The following is a 21,836-nucleotide window of genomic DNA, read 5'->3' as shown; positions in this document are numbered from 1 at the left end:
ACGATTGCTCCTTTTCCGAGGTAAGCCCACGCCTCAGGAACGAGCAGAAATCCAAGCCGTTGCAGCTATTGGTGCAACCCGCAACACATAGGCCAGGCAACTCGTAGAGATGCGATGTACAAAGAATCGATCATGGACGAGCTGAGGCAAATTGAAATCGACGTGGTCGAGGGCGAGAGGCGGCTGGCAGAGAAAGAAGCGCTCCTGATTGAATTGAAGCAGCGGAATGAAGACACCCGCAGGGTGGAAGCCGAACTTGACGTGATGCGCAGAAGTCAGCTCGACCGGGAGCAGAACCGCCAACGCCTGCTCTCGCTGCTCCATCCCTAGACACGCGCTGGCCGGAGGAACTCAGCACCGAGCCCGGAAGTTGTCCGAGGCCAGAGCCGTCCACGCAACAATATGGGAGATTCAAGGTGCGAGCTGAATTGGCGGCCATATGCCTTGCCCTCTCGTTCGATTTGGCCGCAGCGCAGCCAACGGGAGATATCAAAGCGCCAGATGGTCGCTCAGCGCCTGAAGAAAAAGGTCAGCTACAACCGCAGGGCTGGACCGGACCGATCGACACCGGTTCCGGCGGTGCGCCGCCGGAAAGCCCCCAGGGGCAAAGTCCCCCTCGGATGCAGCCGGCGCCAGACGGGTCGACAAAAACGACGGTCGAGCCGCCAAAGTAGCGGTCGGCCATCGGTGGTTGTGGGTCATGTTTTCCGTCAGGACGACACCGTGTCTGCTGCGCGGAGCAACCGTACACAGGGACAGCGCTTCACTTCCCCTTCGCCGCCTTCTCCTTCAGCTTGGCGGTGCGATAGCGCGCGGCGCCGCCTTCGCGGATGGTTTGCTGGCTGCGCTCGACGGCCATCGCGTCGTCGGGGACGTCCTTGGTGATCACCGAGCCGGAGCCGATATAGGCGCGATTGCCGACCGTGACCGGCGCAACCAGCGACGTGTTGGTGCCGATGAAGGCGCCCTCGCCGATCAGGGTCTTGTGCTTGAGGAAGCCATCATAGTTGCAGGTGATGGTGCCGGCGCCGAGATTGGCACTGGCGCCGACATGGGCATCACCGACATAGGACAGATGATTGACCTTGGCCCCGGCCTCGATCACGGCCGCCTTGGTCTCGACGAAATTGCCGATCTTCGCCCCCTCGCCGAGCGAACTGCCGGGCCGCATCCGTGCGTAGGGACCGACCAGCGCCTTCTTGCCGATCTTCGACTGGATGATGTGCGTGAACGAATGGATCACGGCGCCGTCGTCGATGGTGACGCCGGGGCCGATCACCACGAACGGCTCGATGGTAACGTCCTTGCCGAACTTGGTGTCGGCGGAGAGATAAACGGTGTCGGGCGCGATCAAGGTCACGCCGGCCTCGAGCGCGGCCTTGCGCAGCCGCGCCTGCATCACGGCCTCCGCCTCGGCGAGCTGCGCCTTGGTGTTGATGCCGCGCACTTCGTCTTCGCTGGTTTCAATCACGACGGCCTCCAGTCCCAATTCCCTGACAATGCTCACCGCGTCGGTGAGATAATATTCGCCCTTGGCGTTGGCGTTGCCGATCTTCTCGATGATCGCCAGCGCTCCTTTGCCGTCGAACGCCATCACGCCGGCATTGCACAGCGTGATCTTGCGCTCCTCAGCGCTGGCGTCGGCCTGCTCGCGGATCGCAACCAGTCTGCCGTTCTCGACCACCAGCCGGCCATAGCCGGTCGGGTCGGCGGCGTGGAAGCCGAGCACCGCAAGCGCCGCGCCCTGGCGCAGCGGCGCGCGCATGCGGGCAAAGGTCTCGGCCGAAATCAGCGGCGTGTCGCCGAATGCGACCAGCAGATCGTCGGCGCCGCGGGCAAGCGCCTCACGCGCCGCCAGCACCGCATGCGCGGTGCCGAGCCGCTCGCGCTGGACGAAGGTCTGGGCGTCGGGCCGCACCCGGCGTGCCTCGGCCGCGACGGCCTCGTGGTCGGGCCCGATCACGACCGCAAGCTGCGATCCCTCGCCGGCGTCGGTGGCATTGAGCACATGCGACAGCAGCGACTGCTGCGCCACCGGATGCAGCACCTTCGGCAGCGCCGAGCGCATCCGCGTGCCCTCGCCGGCCGCAAGCACCACCGTCAGGCTCGATCGTGCAGTCATCCAGTGTCCTCAACGTCCCGCGCAGCTGACTGCGCGAGGCTCTCACAAGGTTTCTCTTGGAGGCCGTCTTTAATTGTTTTCCCCGGCAGAAGAAACCGATTCGCCGCCTTTGGCGCCCGGATTCAAGTTCCCTCGCCATTTCCTGTTAATCTTTACCCTGTGATTCGGCGGGCCTTGAGGAGGGCCGAGCGGGCTTTGGCCAAAGATCCCGACAACCTTGCGGCGGCTTTCGACACCGAAGGCAGCGGCGGCCTGCTGGCCGAGGAGGACGCGCTCGACCGCCGCCTGCTGTGGCGACTCGGATCGTGGGGCTTGGCTGCGGTCGGCGCGATCGTGATTGCCGTGATGGCCAACCAATCGTCGCTGACGCTGAAGCGCGACCAGCTCGCGGTCGCGGACATGGCCCAGCAGACCCAGCAGCTGCGGGCTCTGAGCAAAGAGAGCCACAGCGAGGCGCGGCGGCTCGCATCCGCCATCGATACGCTGAGCGGCGACCGCGATCGGCTCTACGCGCGCGTGACCACGCTGGAACAGAATCTGGATTCCGTCACCGGCGCGATCGCCCGGCAGGCGACGGCGCCCGCGCCGTCGCCTTCGACTGCGGCAACTGCGCCCGGCACGCCGCCCGCTCCCGCTAATCTGCCGCCGGCGCAGCCGACAGCACCGGTCCCGGCGGTCGCACCGGTCGCGACCATTCAGCCCGACAAGCCGGCTGCCGCCGAGAAGACGGTGACGCCGGCCGAGAGCAAGCCTGCCCTGCCGGCCGACAGACCGCAGGCCGCGGTGGAGAAACCCGCGGACAAAGCGCCTGCGCCGGTTGGCAAGACACCGCCTGCCGCCGACCCACCGGCGGCGGCCGCTGACCATCCGGCACCGCCTGCGCCGATCGCGATGAGCCCGGCGACTGCGGCCGCGGAGCCGCGCGACGGGAAGCCCACGGCGGCGGCGCTGGTCACCGACAAGTCGATCACCAGCCCGCCCGATCCGGCCGCCGGCAAACCGCTCGAGCTGGTGAAGCCGCCGGCCGCCGATCACGTCACCGCCGAGCCGCTTCCGGTAGTGATGGCGGATCCGGATTCCCAGGCCGACGACGACAGCGAGGCGCCGAAAGCAAAGATCCAGCGCACCGAGTTCGGGGTCGATCTCGGTACCGCGAATTCGGTCAATGGGCTACGCGCGTTGTGGCGCGGCCTGTTGAAGTCGAAAGCCAACGCCCCGCTGGCGGCGCTGCGGCCGATCATCGTGATCAAGGAGAACACCAACGGGCTCGGCATGCAGCTGCGCCTGGTGGCCGGGCCGCTGAACGATGCCGGCACCGCGGCAAAGATCTGCGCCAGCCTGAGCCCGAACCAGCGGACCTGCGAGACGGCGATCTATGACGGCCAGCGCCTCAGCCTGAACGAGCCGCCTGCAGCCCGGCCTGCGCCGGCGCACCGGCGGACGGTGCCGAGGCGTGCTGTGGCGCCCCCACCGCCTCCGCCGCCGGTTGCCGAGGAGAAGAAGCCGGAGCCGACGACGTTCTCCTCGATGTTCCGCCGCAACAGCCAATGAATCATGCACGGCAACGCATTGCGGCCAAATTCTCAACCGATTTCGCGGGCAGAGCGTTTTCCAGCGAAGTGGATACCGGTTCGCTTGAAGAAAACGCGTCAAAACAAGAATCTAGCGCTCCGTTCCGATTCCATCGGAACGGAGCGCTAGTTACCGCGCCTTGTCCGATGACCCGATCCCGACCATAGTGCTGCGATGACAAAACCTCCGTTCCGTCTCTCCCCCTACCAAGTCCAGTTCCTGATGGTGATCGGCTTCGTCACCATCGGCTACGCGCTTTATCTGCGCTATCTCGGCATCGAGTTCTCGCCGACGGCGCTGGCCTGCGACGCCGGCATGCAGACCATGATCTGCAAGGCGCGCGCGCTCTCGACCGTGCTGTTCAAGAACTCGGTGTTCGGGATCACCGCGCTGGTGATCGCGGTGCTGAATTTGATGCGGCCGTCGATCGTGCTGTTGACCGGCGGGCTGATCGCCGCCGCGCTCGGCATCGTGCTCTACAACGTCATCCTGTCGGGGCTTGCGATCGGGCTGTTCATCCTGGGATTTGCGCGGCCCGCCCCCGCCACAGCGTAGCCGCCAGCAGCAGGTACATCGCGCAGGTCCAGTCCGACTGCCAGTTGATGGTGCCCTCGTTGTACAGCATGTAGGCCGCGGCGATCGTCAGCAGCCCGGCGAACACCGATTCGGCAAGCGGGCGGGCGCCCTCCTTCGGACGGTTGAGCATGGTCAGCAGCGCGAACGGCACCACCGCCATGGTCAGCGAGGCGTAGGGGAAATCGCGGTAGCGCGGATCGAAGGTGAAACCGAGCGCGGTCTCGGCCGCGATCACGGTGGTCACCACGAGGGCGAGCGCCAGGAGCGCCATCAGTGCGCCCTTGCCGCGATAGTCGCGCGGCCCGATCAGTTCCAAAAAGGTCGGCAGCGAGCGTCCGGCGATCAGCGCATGCGCCGACAGCAAGGGCGCGGCAATCGCCGCCGCCAGCAGCACGCCCCAATGCACCCAGCCGGCGGCGCCGTAGCTCTCATAGGCCATCTTGTCGGCGGCGATCCCGACCAGCGTCCCCGCCGTCGTCGCCGAGATCGCGACCGCGATCCAGGCCGACGGCCGCGGCGTCCAGGGCCGCCGCCGCAGCGTCAGCCAGGCCGCGAGAAAGGTGGCGACGCTGAGCGCCATGCCGCAGCCCATGTACAGTTTCCAGGCCGGATAATTGGTGATCGCCACCCCCGGCGGATATTTCACCTGCCGATGCACCGAATCGAACAGGCCCCAAAAGCCGCCGACGGTGCCCTCGAGCATGCGCTTCCAGGGCTGGTCGTAGGCCTCGATCAGGTTGACGCGAAAGCCCTCGCGCCGGGCGAGATCGAGAATCTCAGAGACCACCCGCGCCTGGTTGGCGCGTGACGGCAGCGCGCCTTCGCGCATCCGTCCGGTGCTCGGCCAGCCAGTCTCGCCGATCAGGATCTCCTTGGCCGGGAACGTGACCGCCATCCGCTTGCGGATGTCATCGACATGCGCCGCGGCGTACTTCGCCTTGATCGGCACGTCCTCCCAATACGGCAGGATATGAATGGTGACGAAATCGACCGCGTCGTAGATCTCGCGGTTCTTCAGCCAGTACTCCCAGACATCGGCATAGGTCACCGGCACGCTGGCCTGCGCCTTCACGGCGCGGATGTTGGCGGCGAGGTCGGCGGTGGTCATCTCGCCGCGCAGCAGCACCTCGTTGCCGACGATCAGCGAGGTGATGACGGCCGGATATTCCTTGGACAGCCGCACCGCGATGCCGATCTGCTGCAGATTCTTGAAGCGGTTGCTGCCGAGCCAGATGCCCTGCATTACCTTCAGCCCGAGCTTGGCGGCGACGCCCGGCACCTGGTCGAGGCCGTTCTCGATCGAATAGGTGCGCACGCAATCGGTGATCTTGGCGAGATCGGTGAGGTCCTGCTCGATCTGCTCGACTGGAATTTGGGTGGTGGGATCGAGCGGCGTCTGCGCGCCGCGGAATGGCGTGTACGACACGCATTGCAGCTTCGCATTGGGATCGATCGGGGCGCGCGCAAGCGTGATCGGCGTGGCAAGCCACCACCACACGGCTGCAATCACGGAGAGCGAGATCAGAAGAAGCGCCAGCGGCGTACGAAGCGAAATCGGTTCCATCCTCCGGGGGACCGTCGACTTAGCCGGTCACAGCCCGTCTGCCAAGTGCGGGATTAGGTCAATACCATGGTTGTCCTGCGACAGTTTTGCGCTGCTGCGATAAAGTTGTGAGTTTGCTGGACAAAATAACAAATTCACGTCATGGGATTCCGCCAGCATCTCCCCGCATTGGAGACTGTTGGACGGCACCATTCGAGCCGTTAGGATGATCCCTGCGGGGGCAGGAACATATATCGGGGAATGCATGCGTCGACGGCTGCTTGAGTTGAAGAACACTGGTTTGCGCCATCTTGCCGCAACGGGCCTTGCGCTCATGATCGGCACCAGTGGCGCTTTCGCCCAGAGCGGCACGCCCAATCCGCAGGACCAGGCCAAGCAGCAGTCCGGCAATCCGGCCGACACCGCAAATGCCGCGCGGGAAGCCAACCAGCGCAAGGTCGAGGAATTCGTCGAGGCGCAGCAGGCGATCAACGGCCCGGCCGGCAACCCGGAATGCGTCTGGCTCGGCCGCCGCGTCGTCCGCCTGATGTGGAACGACGACCTCGACACCGCCTTCCGGCATCTCGACCTCTACGACCGGTTCGGCTGCCCCGGCGGCCACGTCCAGGCCACCTTTCGCTGCCTGACCCGGTTCGGCGCCCAGATCGACGACAAGGTGCGCGGCAGCCTCGACGGCCGCATCCACGCCTGCTGGATCAACCCCGGCGCCCAGCCGCAGGCCGCGACGGCGGCCGCCACGCCGCCGACGCCTTCGCCGTCAACGGCGGGTAATGCCGCCCCCGCGCCGGCCGCGTCCCCCTCGCCTGCGCCGGCGCCGTCGGCCTCGCCGGCGCCGCCGGCCAAATAGCCGCATCGGGTCGGGCGCCGGCCGTGATTTTTTTCGCTGCCGGAACGGCTTGGCCCTTAAAACGCCATCGCGGCATACCAGTTGTTAAATCGTGTGGCGGAGATATCCTTAGCCCCGCCGCCACGCCGGTCGAACCCAGGGGACGGGTTCGCTTTATCCTCAATCTCAGGCCCCGTATGGTTTAACCGCGATGCGCGCCGTCGTCGCCGTCCTGTTGCTTGTCACCGCCGCTCACGCCGCCCTGTGGGGCCTGTTCCAGGAGAAACAGTCGGCGCCTGATTTCCGTGGCACGCTGCCGAGCCTGTCCTACGCTCCGTTCGAGCCGGGCCATGTCGCCGTCGACGGCGACGCCGAGAAGGTGCGCGCCGACCTCCGAAAGCTGTCCACCCTCACCAAGGCGGTCCGCCTCTATTCGTCGACCGAGGGCAACGAGATCGTGCCGCCGATCGCCGCCGAGTTCGGCATGAAGGTCACGGTCGGCGCCTGGATCGACAAGAACGGCGACCGCAACAGCCGCGAGCTCTTGGCCGCCATCAATCTCGCCAAGCGCAACAGCAACGTCATCGGCATCATCGTCGGCAACGAAACCGTGTATCGCGGCGAGCAGGTCCCGATCGAGAATCTCGGACCGCTGCCCAAGCCCGACCCCAGCCCGGAAGAAGCCGAGCGCTTCCGCGAGGAATTTGCCCGCTTCATGCGCGACGACGCCCCGCGGATCCAGCGCGAGGAGGACGCGCGGCTTCGCGACGCCGAAGTGCAGCCCGAGGACAAGCGGTCCGAGGCGATGAAATGGGCGATTGCCGAAAACAACGTGCACCGCCTGATCAGGGTGGTCCAAAGCGTCAAGAAATCGGTCAACGTTCCCGTCACCACCGGCGAAATCTGGAACATCTGGCGCGACCATCCGTCGCTCGCCAATTCGACCGACTTCGTCGCCGCCCACGTGCTGCCGTACTGGGAAAACTTCACCGACAAGCAGGCGGTGGACCAGGCGGTCGACCGCTACAATTTGCTGCGCGATTCATTCCCCGGCAAACGCATCCTGATCGCCGAGTTCGGCTGGCCGAGCCAGGGCTACAACCTGCGCAGCGCCGAGCCCGGCGCGTTCCAGCAGGCCACGGTGCTGCGCAACTTCGTCTCGCGCGCCGACGCCATCGGCATGGACTACAACATCGTCGAGGCGATCGATCAGCCCTGGAAGTTCTTCGAAGGCGGCGTCGGTCCCTATTGGGGCGTTCTCAATGCCGACCGCGAGGCCAAGTTCGCCTGGACCGGCCCGATCACCAACCTGAACTACTGGAAGATCGCGCTGGTCGCCGTCCTCGTCGGGCTGTTCATGTCGCTGCCGATCCTGCGGCTGGATTCGCCGACCGTGATGCAGGCCTTCGCGCTGTCGGCCGCGGCCAACGGCGTCGGCGCCTGGGTGGCGACCGTGTTCGCCTACTGGACCACGCACTACTTCGTCTGGGGCTCGGCCTTTGCGCTCACGCTCGGCCTCGTGCTGCTTGTTCCCCTCGTACTTATCGCGATGGCGCGGATCGAGGAGATCGCGGCGGTCGCGTTCGGCCGCGGCCCGCGCCGGCTGATCGGCCAGAGCGCGCCGCTGGCGCCCGCCACGATGGGCGAAAACCTGTCGTTTCCAAAGGTCTCGATCCACATCCCGGCCTATTTCGAGCCGGTCGAGATGCTGAAGCAGACGCTCGATGCGGTGTCGCGGCTCGACTACCCGAACTTCGAATGCGTCTGCATCATCAACAACACGCCGGATCCCGACTTCTGGCGGCCGATCCAGGATCACTGCCGGCAGCTCGGCGAGCGCTTCAAGTTCATCAACGCCGAGAAGGTGCAGGGTTTCAAGGCCGGCGCGCTGCGCATCGCGATGGAGCGCACCGCGGCGGATGCCGAAATCATCGGCATCATCGACGCCGACTATGTCGTGCACCCGGACTGGCTGAAGGACCTCGTGCCGGCGTTCGCCGATCCGCGCGTCGGCCTGGTGCAGGCGCCGCAGGAGCACCGCGACGGCGACCGCTCGCTGATGCACTACATCATGAACGGCGAATATGCCGGCTTCTTCGACATCGGCATGGTCCAGCGCAACGAGTTCAACGCCATCATCGTGCACGGCACGATGTGCCTGATCCGCCGCGCCGCGATGGACAAGGCCGGCGGCTGGTCAAGCGACACGATCTGCGAGGACACCGACCTCGGCCTCACCATCCAGCAGCAGGGCTGGCTCACGCACTACACCAATGTGCGCTACGGCGAGGGCCTCTTGCCCGACACCTATGAAGCCTTCAAGAAACAGCGCCACCGCTGGGCCTATGGCGGCTTCCAGATCGTCAAGAAGCATTGGCGGCGCTTCCTTCCCGGCGCCAGCCGCCTGACGCCGGATCAGCGCCGCGAGTTCTCGCTCGGCTGGCTCAACTGGCTCGGCGCCGAAAGCCTCGGCGTCGTGGTCGCGATCCTCAACCTGATCTGGGTGCCGATCGTCGCCTTCGCCGACATCGCGATCCCCGACAAGATCCTGACGCTGCCGATCATCGCCTCCTTCATCGTCTCGCTGGTGCACTTCGTCGCGCTGTACCGGCTGCGGGTGAACATCAAGGCCGGCCAGATGCTGGGCGCGATGATCGCCGCGATGAGCGTGCAGTGGACGGTGTCGCGCGCGGTGGCGCAGGGCCTGATCACCGAGCACCTCGCCTTCGCCCGCACCTCCAAGGGCGGGCTGTCGCGGATGTCGATCGAATTCCAGGCGTTCTGGGAGGCCGTGATCGGCGTGCTGCTCTTGGTCGGCGCCGCCGTGCTGGTCGCCACCAACGGTTTCAAGCAGGTGCGCGAGATCTACATCTTCGCCGGCGTGCTGGTGCTGCAGAGCCTGCCGTTCCTCGCCGCGGTGTCGATCGCGATCCTGGAGAATTCCCGCATCAACGAGTTCGCGTTCTGGCGCAACGGCGCGATCCGCACCGCGGAACTGATCGGCCTGCGCCCGGTCAGCCTGCCCTCGGTCGCCGCCCCCAGCCAGCCGGTCGCCAGCGAAATGCGCCAGGACGGCTGAGACGGCGGCCCGAACGCCGTGGACGGCGCCGCCGGCAGGGTGAAGACATTCTCCTAACCACCGGCGCCGCCAAGGCAAATTTAGCCACACGGGAACGCCGTCGCGGCGCCCTCGGCTATTGACCCGATGGGCCCCGCCCCCTACACAGCGCGGACTGGAGCGTGATCCACGGATGCAGGCCACCGCCGACATCCGGATGCTATGCTCAGGTGAGTGAGCGCGTAGCTCAGGCGGTAGAGCACGTGACTTTTAATCATGGGGTCGAGGGTTCGAGTCCCTCCGCGCTCACCAAATCGCTACTAAAATCAGCAACGTATAGCTCCACGCCGCGCTGCGCAGAGGGCAACAAATTCCGTGTAATCAGGGTATCAACAGGCGATCGGGCTTCACAACTGGTTAAGGTAATGGACCTGATAGAGTTCGGACGTGATATCCATGCCGAAATGTCGGCGATAACAGATGCGGCCCGAAACGGAGTGCCTGTTACTGGAGCGACTTTGTACAGCACGACCTTTCCATGTCACCTCTGCGCCAAACACATAGTGGCCGCCGGCATAAGGCGCGTTGTCTCGATAGAACCTTATCCCAAGAGTTACGCAGAAGAACTGCATTCGGACTCGATCGAAGTCGATGGCGACGGGAAAGGTCCTCGCGTCAGCTTCCAGCGGTTTCTCGGAATTTCGCCGTTTCGATATCGCGAGTTGTTCGAGAAAGGAAAACGCAAATATTCGACCGGAGAAGCTCAGCGTTGGAACCGCGGAGTTCGCAAACCGATGATTGATGTCATTTATCCCTCATATTTCCAGGCTGAGACTCACGTCGTTAGCTTGCTACAGCCTCGGTTGGCCGCACTTAGCAAGCGTACAAAATAGCCGCACCCGGCGATGCCCTCACAACTGATGCCAATAAGAACGGCCCCAGCGCGGGCGGCGCGCCGAGGCCGTCACTACGAACGGCCTCAGCAAAGGGGGATCGTTGAAGCCGTCGTTCCGTCTGCTGTAGCGCGGGCGCCAGTGGGCAGGCCGCCTCGGTTCAGCAGAGCGCGCCGGTACATCCGCGGCAGCCCCGAACTGTACTCCACGTCGCCGTGCACCTGACAAAATCTGACGAGGTACTCCGCTGGAGCGGGAAAACGGCCTCCGTTAGCAAATCAGCAACCTCATAGGCGCAGGCTTCTCCAAGGGACGGGACCGTTGGGGACGACAGTAGAGTACGGTCACGTTTCGGAGGGGCTGGCGTACAGCCCTGGCGTCAGCCTCTCTTTTTCAATTTGTGTGAACCAAGCAACAGTTCACCGGTTTGATCATTTGCTAGGTTTTGGCCACTGGGGATTTCAGGGCCCAGGGCTGGAAGAACGTGACGCCGCCGGGATGCTGCATTTCAAGCTCGGCGGCGTGGTTTTTTGTGCGGGGCCCACATTGACGATCGCGAGGGCTCATCGTCGTCAAACCGATAACCTTGCCGTGAACGAAACATCATTTCGGCCCGCTTGAAGCGAAGGCGAAACAAACGACGCCCATCATTGCTGCATTGTTTGCTTACCTGCAAATTTCAGGGGTCAAGCCATGCAGCATGACAGTGGCATTCAATTCCAGGATCTCGACCAGGTTTTGCGTAACGCCCAGCTCCGCCGATCGGCCGACTTGGGCGCCTGGTTGCGGCGTCGCCGGCAAGGCGCGGCCTTCGCCGGAACATGGGCAGGCAGCTTGCGGATGCTTGCCATCGCAGTTTGTCTGGCCGCGGGGGCGGTTCTATTGATCGCGGTCACCGGTCCCAAGCACGTCTCGAGCGCCGCGCTCGGCAGCGACTGGCAGTGCAGCAAGACCGTGTTCGTAACAACCTGCCGTCCACTGTCCTAGATGATGAAGGCCTGTGGCACAGGCCATGCAGCCCGTGGCACAGGCCATGCAGTATGAGTGACGCTGGGGATTTCAGTGTCCCAGTTCAGGAAGGAAACGTCGCCGGGCGTGTATTTTTGAGACCGGCGGCGTACTTTTCCCGGGACAACCAGAGGCCTGATGGGCGTCGCCTGCCCTTCCCGTCGCGGGCCGACGCCCGGCAACGCTTCCGCATGTCTTCGATCGGCAAGCAGTGCCGTCGTAAGAGACCCGTGTCCGCGCTCACGTCAGCATCGAAATAATCGTCTGCACCTGATCCGACGCTGACGCCACGAGGCCGTCGTAGGAGGTCTGGCCGTGCGCGGCGGTGACCAGGATGTATTCGGCGACTGCGGCCTTGAGGCCGAACACGACCTGGTCTCTCGGCACCTTGGCCATCACAGCTTCTAACGCATCACGCATCGTCTGGACGAGTTCGGCGCTGTATTTCATCGCTGCCCTCCGGGCCACCAAAATAGTCGCACCGACTCCGTCTGCCACTCACAAGCCTGCGAGATCACGTTGCGATTTCTTAATGCGATGATTGGGTCCGGCAGCGCTGCGCAGGTGATGCTGCAGTCAGCAACGCGCACCGCAATTGCCGCGCGCCCTGCTCGCGGCGTTTTGCTTTTGGAAGGTCTCCACTTCCAGCGCATGTGATTGGCAACGCCCGGCGTGACGATGCAACATCAACCTGCCTCCAAGGCTCGTGAAAGGCTCCCCCAGGAAAGCCCCGCTCCAGAGCTCACGCTCGGCGGGGCTTTTTCTTGCAAGCACGGGGGTCGTCTGTCCCGCGGTTGCCGAGCGCGCAAAGCTGCGACGTCTCGGTCGCCTTCATTGCAGATCGACCGCTGGATCCGCGCCAATTCCCGAATTCCGGCAAAACTACCTCCGGTGCTATACGGTTCATAATACCACCTCTTGCACGAAAGGAATCAATGCCTTAGTGCTGCCACTTCGAGCTTGATGATGGAGCGGAACGTTCCTCCGAGCCGACCGGGCCCAGATGTGGCCGCGGAACGCCGCAACGGGTTTGGCCTTGTTCGAGCTGATGAAGAAACGCGATTGGGCTTTCGTCGCGGCGTGTGCCGCCGGCGCGCTGCTGTTCGGCGTCTGGAGCGTGCAAATGGGCATCGCGTATCACCGATCCCGGCTCGGCGTGACCGATCTCTCCAGCTCGCATCGGCAGGCCGGGCACGGCGCTCCGACCGAAGGCTCCGCGGCCGACGAGCTCGAACCTCAGATCGGACGGCCGCAATAGGCGCGGCGATCTATGCCCAGGCGAGGCCCGGCATCACGGCACCGTCATCATCGTCCGTTGTGGCGCGGCCGAGGTGCTTGCGGCGGGTGCTGTCCTTGGCGCGGCGATGGCGGAGATCGAGCCGGCGCAAGGTGCCCGGCACGCGCTGCAACAGCCTGCGCGCGAGATCGACGGCCTGCTTGACCACGACCAGGACGGTCGACATCCGCGTCAACAGGCCGATCAGGAAGACCATCGAGAACACGTCGATATAGGCAAAGAGATCGCCGACCAGCATCAACTCCGGAGGAACCGGAATCCGGTGCACATAGGCCGCGATCACCAGGACCAGCGGGATCAGCGCGATGATCCTGCGCAAGGTCAGCCGATCCAGCAAGGCCGCGAAATCGACGACCAGGACCTGCCACAGCAAGTCACCCAGCGCCGCCGGCTTGTCGATCGTCCATGTCAGCCACAACCGTTTCCACATCGCCCGCTCCCCAGCTCGACTACGCGCTCAAGGTTCGGACGACACCTGGTCTGCGTTACTTCCGGACGTACCTGTCTCGGCCTGTCCGGAGCCGCCCGACGGAAAGATGCGCTCATAGTTGGCGCGGGCCTCGCGGATCAGGCGCGCGCGCTCGCGTTCGGCTTTCGGGATGAATCTGATGATCTCGCCCATGTGGCTCTCCAATGCAGAGGAATGGATGCGCCCCATTTGACGCACCGGATACCGTCGGATCCTGCAACCATCGTGCCGGATGGTGGCGCAGCGCGGCCCCCGCCCTCTGCCGGCGGCAAGCCGCACGCTGCTTTTCGTGATTTCGGTCGCGCCGGTTCTCAGCGGTATGCCCGCGGCGAGGTCCGCGGCTGGCTGTACCCGACGCGCGGATTGACGCCGCAATAGGCGTCGCGGCCGGACACCGAGGCCTGGCACTGCTCGTAGGTCCGGTAGTTGCAGTCGCCGGGATATCCCTCCTGCCGGCCCTGGGCGCACCAGGGATAGTCATGCGTCGCAGCCGCGGCCGGCGACGCCGCGCCCGCCAGCGAGCCGAGTGCCGTGAACGCCAAAGCCGCCCAAATCGTCCTGCGCATTATTCCAGTTCCTTCTCACCTTCGGCTCCCAGCCGTGATGTAGGGTACGGGCGGCGGCGATGCGAGGTTTCCGGCCGCCGCTCAACTCACTGTGAGGCTGCGCGTGGGTGGACGGCACGCCCCTCACCTGCGCGTCCGCATACAAGGATGACGGGTTGGTTTGCTCAATTTGCTCGGTGTCATCACCCGCGCACGCGGGTGATCCAGTATTCCAGAGGCAGTGGTGAATGAACCGAGAAGCCGCGGCGTACTGGATCGGCCGGTCAAGGCCGGGCGATGAACAGCGGTGTGTGAGGACAAAGCCTCACATCCTCTCAGGTGCGCAATCGCGCACCTGAGAATCCGAGATGAGTCCTCATAACCTCAAGATTCCGGGTCTGCGCCTGCGGCGCATCCCGGATGACCGAGAATGCTGACGCAGCGACCGCGCCGTTGATTTTTCCAGAGCGTGAGCAAAGCCCGTAGACTGCGGGCGCCCGCAAAAACAACACGAGGCCCGGTGTGCCTAGGAGCCCGGGCCTCGTGTCTTTTGTCCCCCGCCTCACGCGGCGGATGAGCCGCGTGTTACGTCAGGTCTTGCGTGCGATCCATTCCGGATCACTACGGTGTCTGCGCCGGCAGCGGCGCGCACACCGAAAGACGTCACTTGCTGTAGCTGTAGAATCCCTGGCCGGTCTTGCGGCCGAGATGACCGGCATCGACCATCTCCTTCAACAGCGGCGCCGGCCGATATTTTGGATCATTGAAGCCGGTGTAAAACACCTCCATCACCGACAGCATGGTGTCGAGCCCGATCAGGTCGGCGAGCGCGAGCGGCCCGATCGGGTGATTGCAGCCGAGCTTCATGCCGGCATCGATCTCCTCGGCGGTCGCAATGCCCTCCTGCAGCGCGAAGATCGCCTCGTTGATCATCGGGCAAAGGATGCGGTTGACGGCGAAGCCCGGGCTGTTCTTCGCCGTGATCGCGACCTTGCCGACGCGCTTTGCAAACGCATCGGCCTTGGCGACGGTGTCGTCAGAGGTCTGCAGGCCGCGGATCAGTTCGAGCAGCGCCATCACCGGCACCGGATTGAAGAAGTGCATGCCGATGAATCGGTCGGGGCGATCGGTCGCCGCCGCAAGCCTGGTGATCGAGATCGACGAGGTGTTGGTCGCGACCAGCGCGCTCGGCTTCAGGCCGGCGCAGAGATCCTTCAGAATCTTGACCTTCAGGTCCTCGTTCTCGGTCGCCGCCTCGATCACGAGGTCGCAGGCGGCGAGCTTGGCCTTGTCGGTGGTCGCAGTGATGCGCGCCAGCGTCGCGTCGCGATCGGCCGCGGTCATCTTGTCCTTGTTGACCAGGCGCTCGAGGCTCGCCCCCACCGTCTTCAGGCCGCGTTGCACGGCCGCGTCGGAAATATCGACCATGGTGACGTCGAGCCCCGCCGCTGCGCACACCTGGGCGATGCCGTTGCCCATGGTCCCCGCGCCGATGATGCCAACCGTCTCAATCATTGCATTCGTCCTTCTCGTCGCTTGCGCCCGTCCCCGTGACGCGCATCGCCAAAAGCGGACCTGCCGTCCGCCGCTGCCGCATGCATAGCAGCCCGGTCCGGCCGCCGATACGGGGGCTCGCAGGTCTTCGTGGAGGCGCTATTCGGGGCGCGGCGGCAACGGGCGCCTGGGCGGAACGGCGGTCCGCGGCGGCAGGTAGGTCCGTGTCGGCTCGGCGACGCGGGACGGCTCGAACATCCGATTGAACCGGACGATCCACCAAGCCAGCCGTCCATAGCGCTGGCGTAACGCGGGTACGATTCGATCGTCGGTGTCGTTCTGCCTGTCCATGATCCGAATTGCTAACCCGCATCCTTGAAGGAACTGTGTGATGCGCTCACAGCCTGCACCCACAATTCTTAGGAATTCACTAACCAACTCAGGTAGATCGGTGCCCCCTAGCCGTCCCGGACACTGCGCTGAAAGGCGTGGCTAACTGCCGCGTCCCCCGCCAACCGATATTGCCCAATTGTGGCGACTTCGCTAAATTGTCACAATTGTGGCAATGGGCGGCAATGCCCGAGGGGTGCGGTGTTTCGCGTGGTTCAATGGTGGAAGGCAAGCAAGCTCGCGCTGGCTTGCCCGACCTGCAAACAACCCGCGTCGCCAGAGACGTTCCGGCATGGACGATATCTGGGCGGCGGCACGCCATTGCGCTGCGAACATTGCTCGGTAGCGGCGCCCGTCACCCTGTGGCGCTTTGAGGCGTTATCCCAAGAGCTCGACGCGCCTGCCCGCTGCGTGACCACGCAGCGCGGGCTGGTTCCCGAGCGCAGCGCCCGCCAGGCCGACGAGGCGCTTCAGGCGCCCTGGAAGGTCACGGCTGCGACAAGCCCGGGCGGCACGGATGGCCGGTAATCTCACGGATTGAACATCGACGCACACGCGCCGCAGCATCGCAGTGCCGGCGTGAATCGCATTTTGTTGATTGAATTGTCCAGCGAGCGCCCGCGACGTACGGGAATACACGACGAGGGCTACGCCCATGCTTGCCGAAAAATTCTTTTTGTATCTCGAGACCCTGCTTAACGGCCAACCCCGCAATCCCGATGGAAGCCCGCGTGTGGTGAGCACCTCGCCGCACGTCCCGGTCACGCTGCCGCGCGGGAAATAGAGCATGATCCGGAAAAGTGTGAAGCGGTTTTCCGAAAGGATCATGCTCAAACAAAGAGCTAAAGCGCGATGATGATTCAACCCAATCTCATCGCGCTTTAATCCGCGGCAGGCCGTGGACCGTCAGCGGGATTGCTGGCAACCTTGTCCCACCGGCCGCGTCGGCCGGCGATGAGGTGAGCAGATGAAACGCGCTCTGGCGCTTGCCGCGATCGCCACCCTTGCCACCCTGGCCCTGGTGGCCGCCGAACGGTCTGCGCAGGCCGTGGAACGCTGGCCGGCCATCCCGCCCGAGCTCGCCGTGGTGACGCCGTATCCGCCGAGCCCGACGCCGTATCGCTGCACGACAGGCCCGGTGTACAACGCCTATCATGGCGCGCTCTACAGCGAGCCGCCGGCGATCTACCGCGGCTTCGCCTACCGGCCGTATTATCGCTACACCGCCGCCCGCGTCGTGCCGCGCACCTATTTCTGCGTCGAGTAGCTGCTTCCTGCGAGGGGTAACCGCGCAACGCGGGCGTGATCCAGCTCATAGGCGCGCCGGTCTCCGCCGCGCTACACCGGCTCCGCAAGCAACCGGCGGCGCCATGGACAGCAAGATCGATTTCGCCAGCATCATCGTCGCGGTCTGCGTGGCCGGATACGCCGCGATCATGCTCGCTTATGTCGCCCAGAACGATCTCGGCCTGTCGGCGGTGCAGACCCGTCACCTCTCGATGATCACGGCGCTGGTCGTCGCGCTGCCGCTCGCGCTGGATCTGGTGCGCTCCCCTCCCGACGAGACGCGCTGACGCAGCGTCCACTCTCGCATCGCCCGCCTGCCGCAGTGCCGCGCCGGTGCATACAGCTTCGTCGCTCAAGATGGCGCTAGGTGAAACGACGCGAATCAGCGTTACTTCACAACCGATCGCTTCCTGGGATATCGGCGACATGGCCCACCCCGAAGTCTCGCATCAGAAAGCCTCGTATCAAAAGGCCCTGGATCAATGGGCCCAGGATCAGAAGGTCCTGGACCAGAAAGTTCTGGATCAAAAGATTCGCGAACTGCAGGAATGGCTGCGGCAGGCCTGGCAACAGCTCGCCGATCCCTCGATGACCACGTTCTCCCGCCGCGAATTGCGCAACCAGATGAAGCAGTGCACCGCGGATTTGCGCATGCACCTGCAGGAGGCATCCGATCGACCGCCGGTGCCGCCGGCGACTCCCTCCAAGAGGTTCGCCAAGCCAGAGCTGCGGCTGCTGGCCTGGAGCTAGCTGCCGCTCCCGCTTTGGTTCGCGCCCGCCGTCGACGCCAAAGCTTTCGCAGACGCCAAAACTCTCGCAGGAGCCAGGGGCTTCCGCATAGGGCTACCGGCCACGCCCGCGTCGCATCCGCCACGATTTCGGAATTTTGGAAAAATAACGCTGACTTGCCCGACGTGTCAAGTTGCTCGTTTCGAGCGTCTGCCCACCGGCTACTTTGCATGGGGTTGTTTTTCGGGTTTTGGATGCGCGCCCCCCTGCGCGACGGCGGTCGACGCGCTCACCGCACGCCGGCGCGCCAAAATGCCGCGATTTTCAGCTGCATGCGCGTCATGCGTATCGACGGTTGCGCGTGGCCGCACAAGGCACAGCAAAACCGCAACGGTCCGGCTATATAGGGGCCGTCGTGCCGCGGCGAACGCCGCCAAAATGCTTCAGGGACTCCCGTGCTTTATCTGGAACTTGCGATCGTGGCGGTGTTGATCGTCGTCAACGGTCTGTTGTCGATGTCGGAGCTCGCCATCGTGTCCTCGCGCCCGGCGCGGCTCGCCGCGCTGGTCGAGAAAGGCGTCAGCGGCTCGCGCCGCGCGCTGGCGCTGGCCTCCGATCCCGGAAAATTTCTCTCCACGGTGCAGATCGGCATTACCCTGATCGGCGTGCTGTCGGGCGCGTTTTCCGGCGCGACGCTCGGCCAGCGCCTGTCGGCATGGCTGCTCGAGTTCGGGATGTCGTCGAGCCTTGCCGACGCGGTCGGCGTCGGCGTCGTGGTCGGCGTGATCACCTATGCCTCGCTGATCGTCGGCGAGCTGGTGCCGAAGCAGATCGCGCTGCGCGATCCCGAGTCGATCGCGGTGCGGGTGGCGCCGGCGATGACGATGATGGCCAAGCTGTCGTTGCCGGTCGTATGGCTGCTGGATCGCTCCGGCAAGCTTTTGCTGTGGCTGCTCGGCCATCGCGACGATGCGCAGGACCGCGTCAGCGAGGACGAGATCAAGACGCTGGTGGTGGAGGCCGAGAACGCCGGCGTGCTGGAGCCCGGCGAGAAGGAGATGATCGCCGGCGTGATGCGGCTCGGCGATCTGCCGGTCGGCGCCGTGATGACGCCGCGCCACGAGGTCAGCCTGATCGACCTCGCCGACCCCGCCCCCGACATCCTGGCGGCGCTGCAGAAGAGCAATCACTCGCGCTGCGTGGTGTTCGACGGCAACCGCGACCACGCGCTCGGCATCGTGCAGGCCAAGGACGTGCTCGACGTCTATCTCGCCGGCCAGACCCCCGACGTCCGCGCGCTGACCCGCGATGCGCCGATCATCCCGGAGACCGTCGACGCCCGCGACGTGGTCGCGATCCTGCGCGACTCCGCGGTCCATATCGGCCTCGTGCATGACGAGTACGGCACCTTCCAGGGCGTCGTCACCAGCGCCGACATTCTGGAGGCGATCGTCGGCGCCTTCCACACCGAGCAGGGCCCCGCCGAACCCGCCTATGTCAGGCGCGACGACGGCTCCTATTTGATCTCGGGCTGGATGCCGGCGCTCGAGTTCAGCGAGCTGCTCGGCGTCGCGCTGCCCTCGCCGCGGCCCTACCAGACGGCGGCGGGATTTCTGCTGCACGAGTTCGGCGCGATCCCCGATGTCGGCGCCAAAACCCTGGCGCAGGGCTGGGAGTTCGAGATCGTCGATCTCGACGGAAGGCGCATCGACAAGGTGCTGGCGAGTCGCAAGCCAGCCGCCTGACATTGCCTCCCGGCCGTCCTGTTGATAACGGGCAGGACAGCGAAACGGACAGCCCCACTGTGCTATCGGCATAACCCTCCCGGCCAACCCACGGAACGGATCCCATGCGAATTACCCTTGTCGGCTCCCGCCATTTCGGCGTGACGACCCTGAACATGCTGCGCGACCACGGCATCGTAATCGCCAGGGTCGTGGTCCATGACGGCGAGGACCGCCTGGCGGCGGCCGCCAGGGCCGCGGGCCTCGATGTCGTGGTGCAGGCCAATCCGAAGATTGTGGCGGCGTCCGAGATCGCGCCGGGCACCGAACTGATCGTGACCGCCCACAGCCATGCCCGCGTCAGCAAGGAAGCCCTCGCCGCGAGCCGGCTCGGCGGCATCGGCTACCATCCGTCGTTGTTGCCGCGGCACCGCGGCATCGCGGCGGTGGAATGGACCATCAAGGAGCGCGATCCGATCGCCGGCGGCACCATCTACCACCTCGCCGACCGGATGGATGCCGGCGCGATCGCGGCGCAGGACTGGATCTTCGTCAAGAAGGGCGAGACCGCGCGCGAATTGTGGGAGCGTGCGCTGGCGCCGCTCGGCCTGCGCCTGCTCGCCCAGGTCATCGACCACGCCAAGACCCACAAGACCCTGCCCGCCGAGCCGCAGGACGAGGAATTCGCCACCAAGGCGCCCAGTCTGGACGGCAAGCACTAAATTGTGTGACCTGCGGGCCGAAACCGGTTCCGCGACCGGAACCAAATTCACCATGATGTGCTTGAATCCACAGGAACATTCTCCGGTTCCGCGGCGCACCAAATTCTGGTCACATTGTGCCCGGATAAGCCGTGTCATCTCACCTAAATGACAGGAAATTGATTCATGCGTCCGATCCGCATCCGCAACATGTTTTTGGCCTCGTTGGCCGCCGCCGCGACCGTCGTCGCCGCCGCTCCCGTTTCCGCTCAGCAGCCCTATGACGGCCTTTGGCAGGTCACTGTGGTCACCAAGACCGGCAGCTGCGAGCCCTCGACCAGCTCGACCGTGACCGTCAGCGAAGGAAAGATCTCGGCGCAGGGCGCGGCGATCTCCGGCACCGTCGGCAGCGGGGGACTTGTGCGAGTCTCGATCAATGGTGCATATGCGAACGGTCAACTCAGTGGCAAATCCGGATCGGGGAAGTGGAATGGGGCATCAGCTGGCGTACCGTGCAGCGGCCGATGGGAAGCGTCCCGTCAGTAAGATCAGCGCACCAGGATTGTTCGCCAAGAGATTTTTCGAGATGGCGCGGCGGCCTGCATTTGCAGCCGTCGCGTTTTTCGTGACGGCGCTCGCAAGCGGCACCGGCCACGCCCAGTCCGGCCCGTTCGCCGGCATGGCCGGCACCTGGTCCGGCGGCGGCTCGGTCACCCTGGACGACGGCTCCAGCGAGCGCATTCGCTGCCGTGCGACCTACCATGTCGCCGGCCCCCGGATGACCATGGGCCTCACCTGCGCCAGCGACGCCTACAAGTTCAACCTCGCCGCCGACGTGCAGGCCGAGGGCAACGCGGTGAGCGGCACCTGGAGCGAGACCAGCCGCAATGTCAGCGGCTCGATCGAGGGGCGCGGCGGCGGCGGCAACTTCCAGGTTCTCGCCAGCGCCCCCGGCTTCAACGCCAACATCGCGCTGCAGACCCGCGGCAACAAGCAGTCGGTCTCGATCCGGGCCGACAGCCAATTCCGCGGCGCCAACATCTCGCTGTCGAAGTAATCGATTGCACCGACGAGAAAGCCCCCGGGCCGCGCCCGGGGGCTTTTTTATTGGCTGAATCCAGCAACTGGCCTTACGCGCCGGGCACGAACGCCGTGACCTCGATCTCGACCTTGGCGCGCTGATCGACCAGCCCGTCGATGTAGAGCAGCGTCGAGGGCGGGAAATTGCGGCCCAGCGTCTCCTTCCAGGCCGCGCCGATGCCACCGCCCGCGGCCTCGTATTCGCTGCGGCTGGTGAGATACCAGGTCAGGCGCACGATGTGCTCCGGGCCCGCGCCGGCTTCGCCCAGCAGCTTGACGATGCGCTTCAGCGCGGTGCCGACCTGCGCCGCCATGTCGGGCTGGTACTCGCCGTTCTCGCCGCCGGTCTGGCCGGCCAGCACGATCCATTTACCGGGGCCGTCGAACGCGACGCCGTGCGAGAAGCCGCGGGGTTTCGACCATTCGGCCGGTTGCAACACGCGCATGAGCAGATCCTCCTTTGACCCTTTTGGCATTCGAGGCTGCTTAGCACCGATCGCA

The 21,836-nt window shown here is 65.0% G+C and carries 24 protein-coding genes and 1 tRNA gene; 17 read left to right on the top strand and 8 right to left on the bottom strand.

Features of this window, described 5'->3' with window-relative positions; all coding sequences use genetic code 11:
- The first annotated feature begins 114 nt into the window (after positions 1-114).
- A complete protein-coding gene (locus tag CI41S_RS26870) occupies positions 115-330 on the top strand; it encodes a hypothetical protein (RefSeq protein WP_139862351.1) in 216 nt (71 codons plus the stop codon).
- A 433-nt stretch (positions 331-763) separates the two neighbouring features.
- On the opposite strand, the gene glmU is transcribed toward CI41S_RS26870, so the two are convergent.
- Positions 764-2,122: a bifunctional UDP-N-acetylglucosamine diphosphorylase/glucosamine-1-phosphate N-acetyltransferase GlmU gene (gene glmU / locus CI41S_RS26865; protein ID WP_139862350.1), complete on the bottom strand. Its 1,359-nt coding sequence runs from the start codon at positions 2,120-2,122 to the stop codon at positions 764-766.
- A gap of 195 nt (positions 2,123-2,317) precedes the next feature.
- On the opposite strand from glmU, the gene CI41S_RS26860 reads away from it, so the two are divergent.
- Together CI41S_RS26860 and CI41S_RS26850 are read left to right on the top strand one after the other, a co-directional pair.
- Positions 2,318-3,673, top strand: coding sequence for a hypothetical protein (locus CI41S_RS26860; RefSeq protein WP_139862349.1), 1,356 nt, complete (start codon positions 2,318-2,320; stop codon positions 3,671-3,673).
- Between the two features lie 195 nt (positions 3,674-3,868).
- A complete protein-coding gene (locus tag CI41S_RS26850) occupies positions 3,869-4,249 on the top strand; it encodes a hypothetical protein (RefSeq protein WP_139862347.1) in 381 nt (126 codons plus the stop codon).
- On the opposite strand, the gene CI41S_RS26845 is transcribed toward CI41S_RS26850, so the two are convergent.
- Complete coding sequence (locus CI41S_RS26845; protein ID WP_139862346.1) at positions 4,209-5,834, bottom strand: glycoside hydrolase family 17 protein; 1,626 nt, start codon at positions 5,832-5,834, stop codon at positions 4,209-4,211. The two genes, CI41S_RS26850 and CI41S_RS26845, sit on opposite strands and share 41 nt — an antisense overlap.
- A gap of 244 nt (positions 5,835-6,078) precedes the next feature.
- Here CI41S_RS26845 and CI41S_RS26840 point away from each other — a divergent pair, with 244 nt between their 5' ends.
- The 5 genes from CI41S_RS26840 to CI41S_RS26820 all read left to right on the top strand — a co-directional run bounded on the left by CI41S_RS26840 (position 6,079) and on the right by CI41S_RS26820 (position 11,598).
- Positions 6,079-6,681, top strand: coding sequence for a beta-1-3, beta-1-6-glucan biosynthesis protein (locus CI41S_RS26840; RefSeq protein ID WP_139862345.1), 603 nt, complete (start codon positions 6,079-6,081; stop codon positions 6,679-6,681).
- A 190-nt stretch (positions 6,682-6,871) separates the two neighbouring features.
- Positions 6,872-9,739, top strand: a complete 2,868-nt coding sequence (locus CI41S_RS26835; RefSeq protein ID WP_139862344.1) for a glycosyltransferase — start codon at positions 6,872-6,874, stop codon at positions 9,737-9,739.
- Positions 9,740-9,954: 215 nt separating this feature from the next.
- A tRNA-Lys gene (locus CI41S_RS26830) sits at positions 9,955-10,030 on the top strand.
- Between the two features lie 113 nt (positions 10,031-10,143).
- Positions 10,144-10,611, top strand: a complete 468-nt coding sequence (locus CI41S_RS45410; RefSeq protein WP_139862343.1) for a deaminase — start codon at positions 10,144-10,146, stop codon at positions 10,609-10,611.
- A 693-nt stretch (positions 10,612-11,304) separates the two neighbouring features.
- Positions 11,305-11,598: a hypothetical protein gene (locus tag CI41S_RS26820; RefSeq protein WP_139862342.1), complete on the top strand. Its 294-nt coding sequence runs from the start codon at positions 11,305-11,307 to the stop codon at positions 11,596-11,598.
- A gap of 261 nt (positions 11,599-11,859) precedes the next feature.
- Here CI41S_RS26820 and CI41S_RS26815 read toward each other — a convergent pair whose 3' ends face one another.
- The gene (locus tag CI41S_RS26815; RefSeq protein WP_139483462.1) at positions 11,860-12,069 is read right to left on the bottom strand and encodes a hypothetical protein; all 210 of its coding nucleotides are present in this window, start codon (positions 12,067-12,069) and stop codon (positions 11,860-11,862) included.
- Positions 12,070-12,655: 586 nt separating this feature from the next.
- Between CI41S_RS26815 and CI41S_RS26810 the strand changes: the two genes are divergently transcribed.
- Positions 12,656-12,877: a hypothetical protein gene (locus CI41S_RS26810; RefSeq protein ID WP_139862341.1), complete on the top strand. Its 222-nt coding sequence runs from the start codon at positions 12,656-12,658 to the stop codon at positions 12,875-12,877.
- A gap of 10 nt (positions 12,878-12,887) precedes the next feature.
- Here CI41S_RS26810 and CI41S_RS26805 read toward each other — a convergent pair whose 3' ends face one another.
- The 4 genes from CI41S_RS26805 to CI41S_RS26795 all read right to left on the bottom strand — a co-directional run bounded on the left by CI41S_RS26805 (position 12,888) and on the right by CI41S_RS26795 (position 15,445).
- Positions 12,888-13,346 (bottom strand): hypothetical protein, encoded by a 459-nt coding sequence (locus tag CI41S_RS26805; RefSeq protein ID WP_139862340.1) that lies wholly within the window; start codon positions 13,344-13,346, stop codon positions 12,888-12,890.
- A gap of 27 nt (positions 13,347-13,373) precedes the next feature.
- Positions 13,374-13,538: a hypothetical protein gene (locus tag CI41S_RS43695; protein ID WP_172628208.1), complete on the bottom strand. Its 165-nt coding sequence runs from the start codon at positions 13,536-13,538 to the stop codon at positions 13,374-13,376.
- A gap of 158 nt (positions 13,539-13,696) precedes the next feature.
- Positions 13,697-13,951: a DUF3551 domain-containing protein gene (locus CI41S_RS26800; protein ID WP_139862339.1), complete on the bottom strand. Its 255-nt coding sequence runs from the start codon at positions 13,949-13,951 to the stop codon at positions 13,697-13,699.
- Between the two features lie 642 nt (positions 13,952-14,593).
- A complete protein-coding gene (locus tag CI41S_RS26795; protein ID WP_139862338.1) occupies positions 14,594-15,445 on the bottom strand; it encodes a 3-hydroxybutyryl-CoA dehydrogenase in 852 nt (283 codons plus the stop codon).
- Between the two features lie 570 nt (positions 15,446-16,015).
- Between CI41S_RS26795 and CI41S_RS26790 the strand changes: the two genes are divergently transcribed.
- The 8 genes from CI41S_RS26790 to CI41S_RS26755 all read left to right on the top strand — a co-directional run bounded on the left by CI41S_RS26790 (position 16,016) and on the right by CI41S_RS26755 (position 21,312).
- Entirely contained in the window at positions 16,016-16,342 is a 327-nt protein-coding gene (locus CI41S_RS26790; RefSeq protein WP_139862337.1) for a hypothetical protein, read from the top strand.
- A 439-nt stretch (positions 16,343-16,781) separates the two neighbouring features.
- Complete coding sequence (locus CI41S_RS26785; RefSeq protein ID WP_244626709.1) at positions 16,782-17,081, top strand: hypothetical protein; 300 nt, start codon at positions 16,782-16,784, stop codon at positions 17,079-17,081.
- A 103-nt stretch (positions 17,082-17,184) separates the two neighbouring features.
- Positions 17,185-17,388: a hypothetical protein gene (locus tag CI41S_RS26780; RefSeq protein ID WP_139862336.1), complete on the top strand. Its 204-nt coding sequence runs from the start codon at positions 17,185-17,187 to the stop codon at positions 17,386-17,388.
- Positions 17,389-17,527: 139 nt separating this feature from the next.
- Positions 17,528-17,851 carry a hypothetical protein gene (locus CI41S_RS26775; RefSeq protein ID WP_244626708.1) on the top strand — a complete coding sequence of 108 codons (324 nt, stop codon included), beginning with the start codon at positions 17,528-17,530 and terminating at the stop codon, positions 17,849-17,851.
- 434 nt (positions 17,852-18,285) lie between these two features.
- A complete protein-coding gene (locus CI41S_RS26770; RefSeq protein WP_139862335.1) occupies positions 18,286-19,575 on the top strand; it encodes a hemolysin family protein in 1,290 nt (429 codons plus the stop codon).
- Between the two features lie 104 nt (positions 19,576-19,679).
- Entirely contained in the window at positions 19,680-20,276 is a 597-nt protein-coding gene (locus CI41S_RS26765; RefSeq protein ID WP_139862334.1) for a formyltransferase family protein, read from the top strand.
- A 189-nt stretch (positions 20,277-20,465) separates the two neighbouring features.
- On the top strand, positions 20,466-20,801 hold the full coding sequence (locus CI41S_RS26760; protein WP_139862366.1) for a hypothetical protein: 336 nt from the start codon (positions 20,466-20,468) through the stop codon (positions 20,799-20,801).
- Between the two features lie 133 nt (positions 20,802-20,934).
- Positions 20,935-21,312, top strand: coding sequence for a hypothetical protein (locus CI41S_RS26755; RefSeq protein WP_139862367.1), 378 nt, complete (start codon positions 20,935-20,937; stop codon positions 21,310-21,312).
- Positions 21,313-21,385: 73 nt separating this feature from the next.
- Here the strand turns inward: CI41S_RS26755 and CI41S_RS26750 are convergent, their stop codons facing one another.
- The gene (locus CI41S_RS26750; protein WP_139862333.1) at positions 21,386-21,781 is read right to left on the bottom strand and encodes a RidA family protein; all 396 of its coding nucleotides are present in this window, start codon (positions 21,779-21,781) and stop codon (positions 21,386-21,388) included.
- Positions 21,782-21,836 lie beyond the last annotated feature (55 nt).

Source organism: Bradyrhizobium ivorense (assembly GCF_900696085.1).
Lineage (GTDB): Bacteria > Pseudomonadota > Alphaproteobacteria > Rhizobiales > Xanthobacteraceae > Bradyrhizobium > Bradyrhizobium ivorense.
This window is presented reverse-complemented; position numbering and strand designations above follow the sequence as displayed.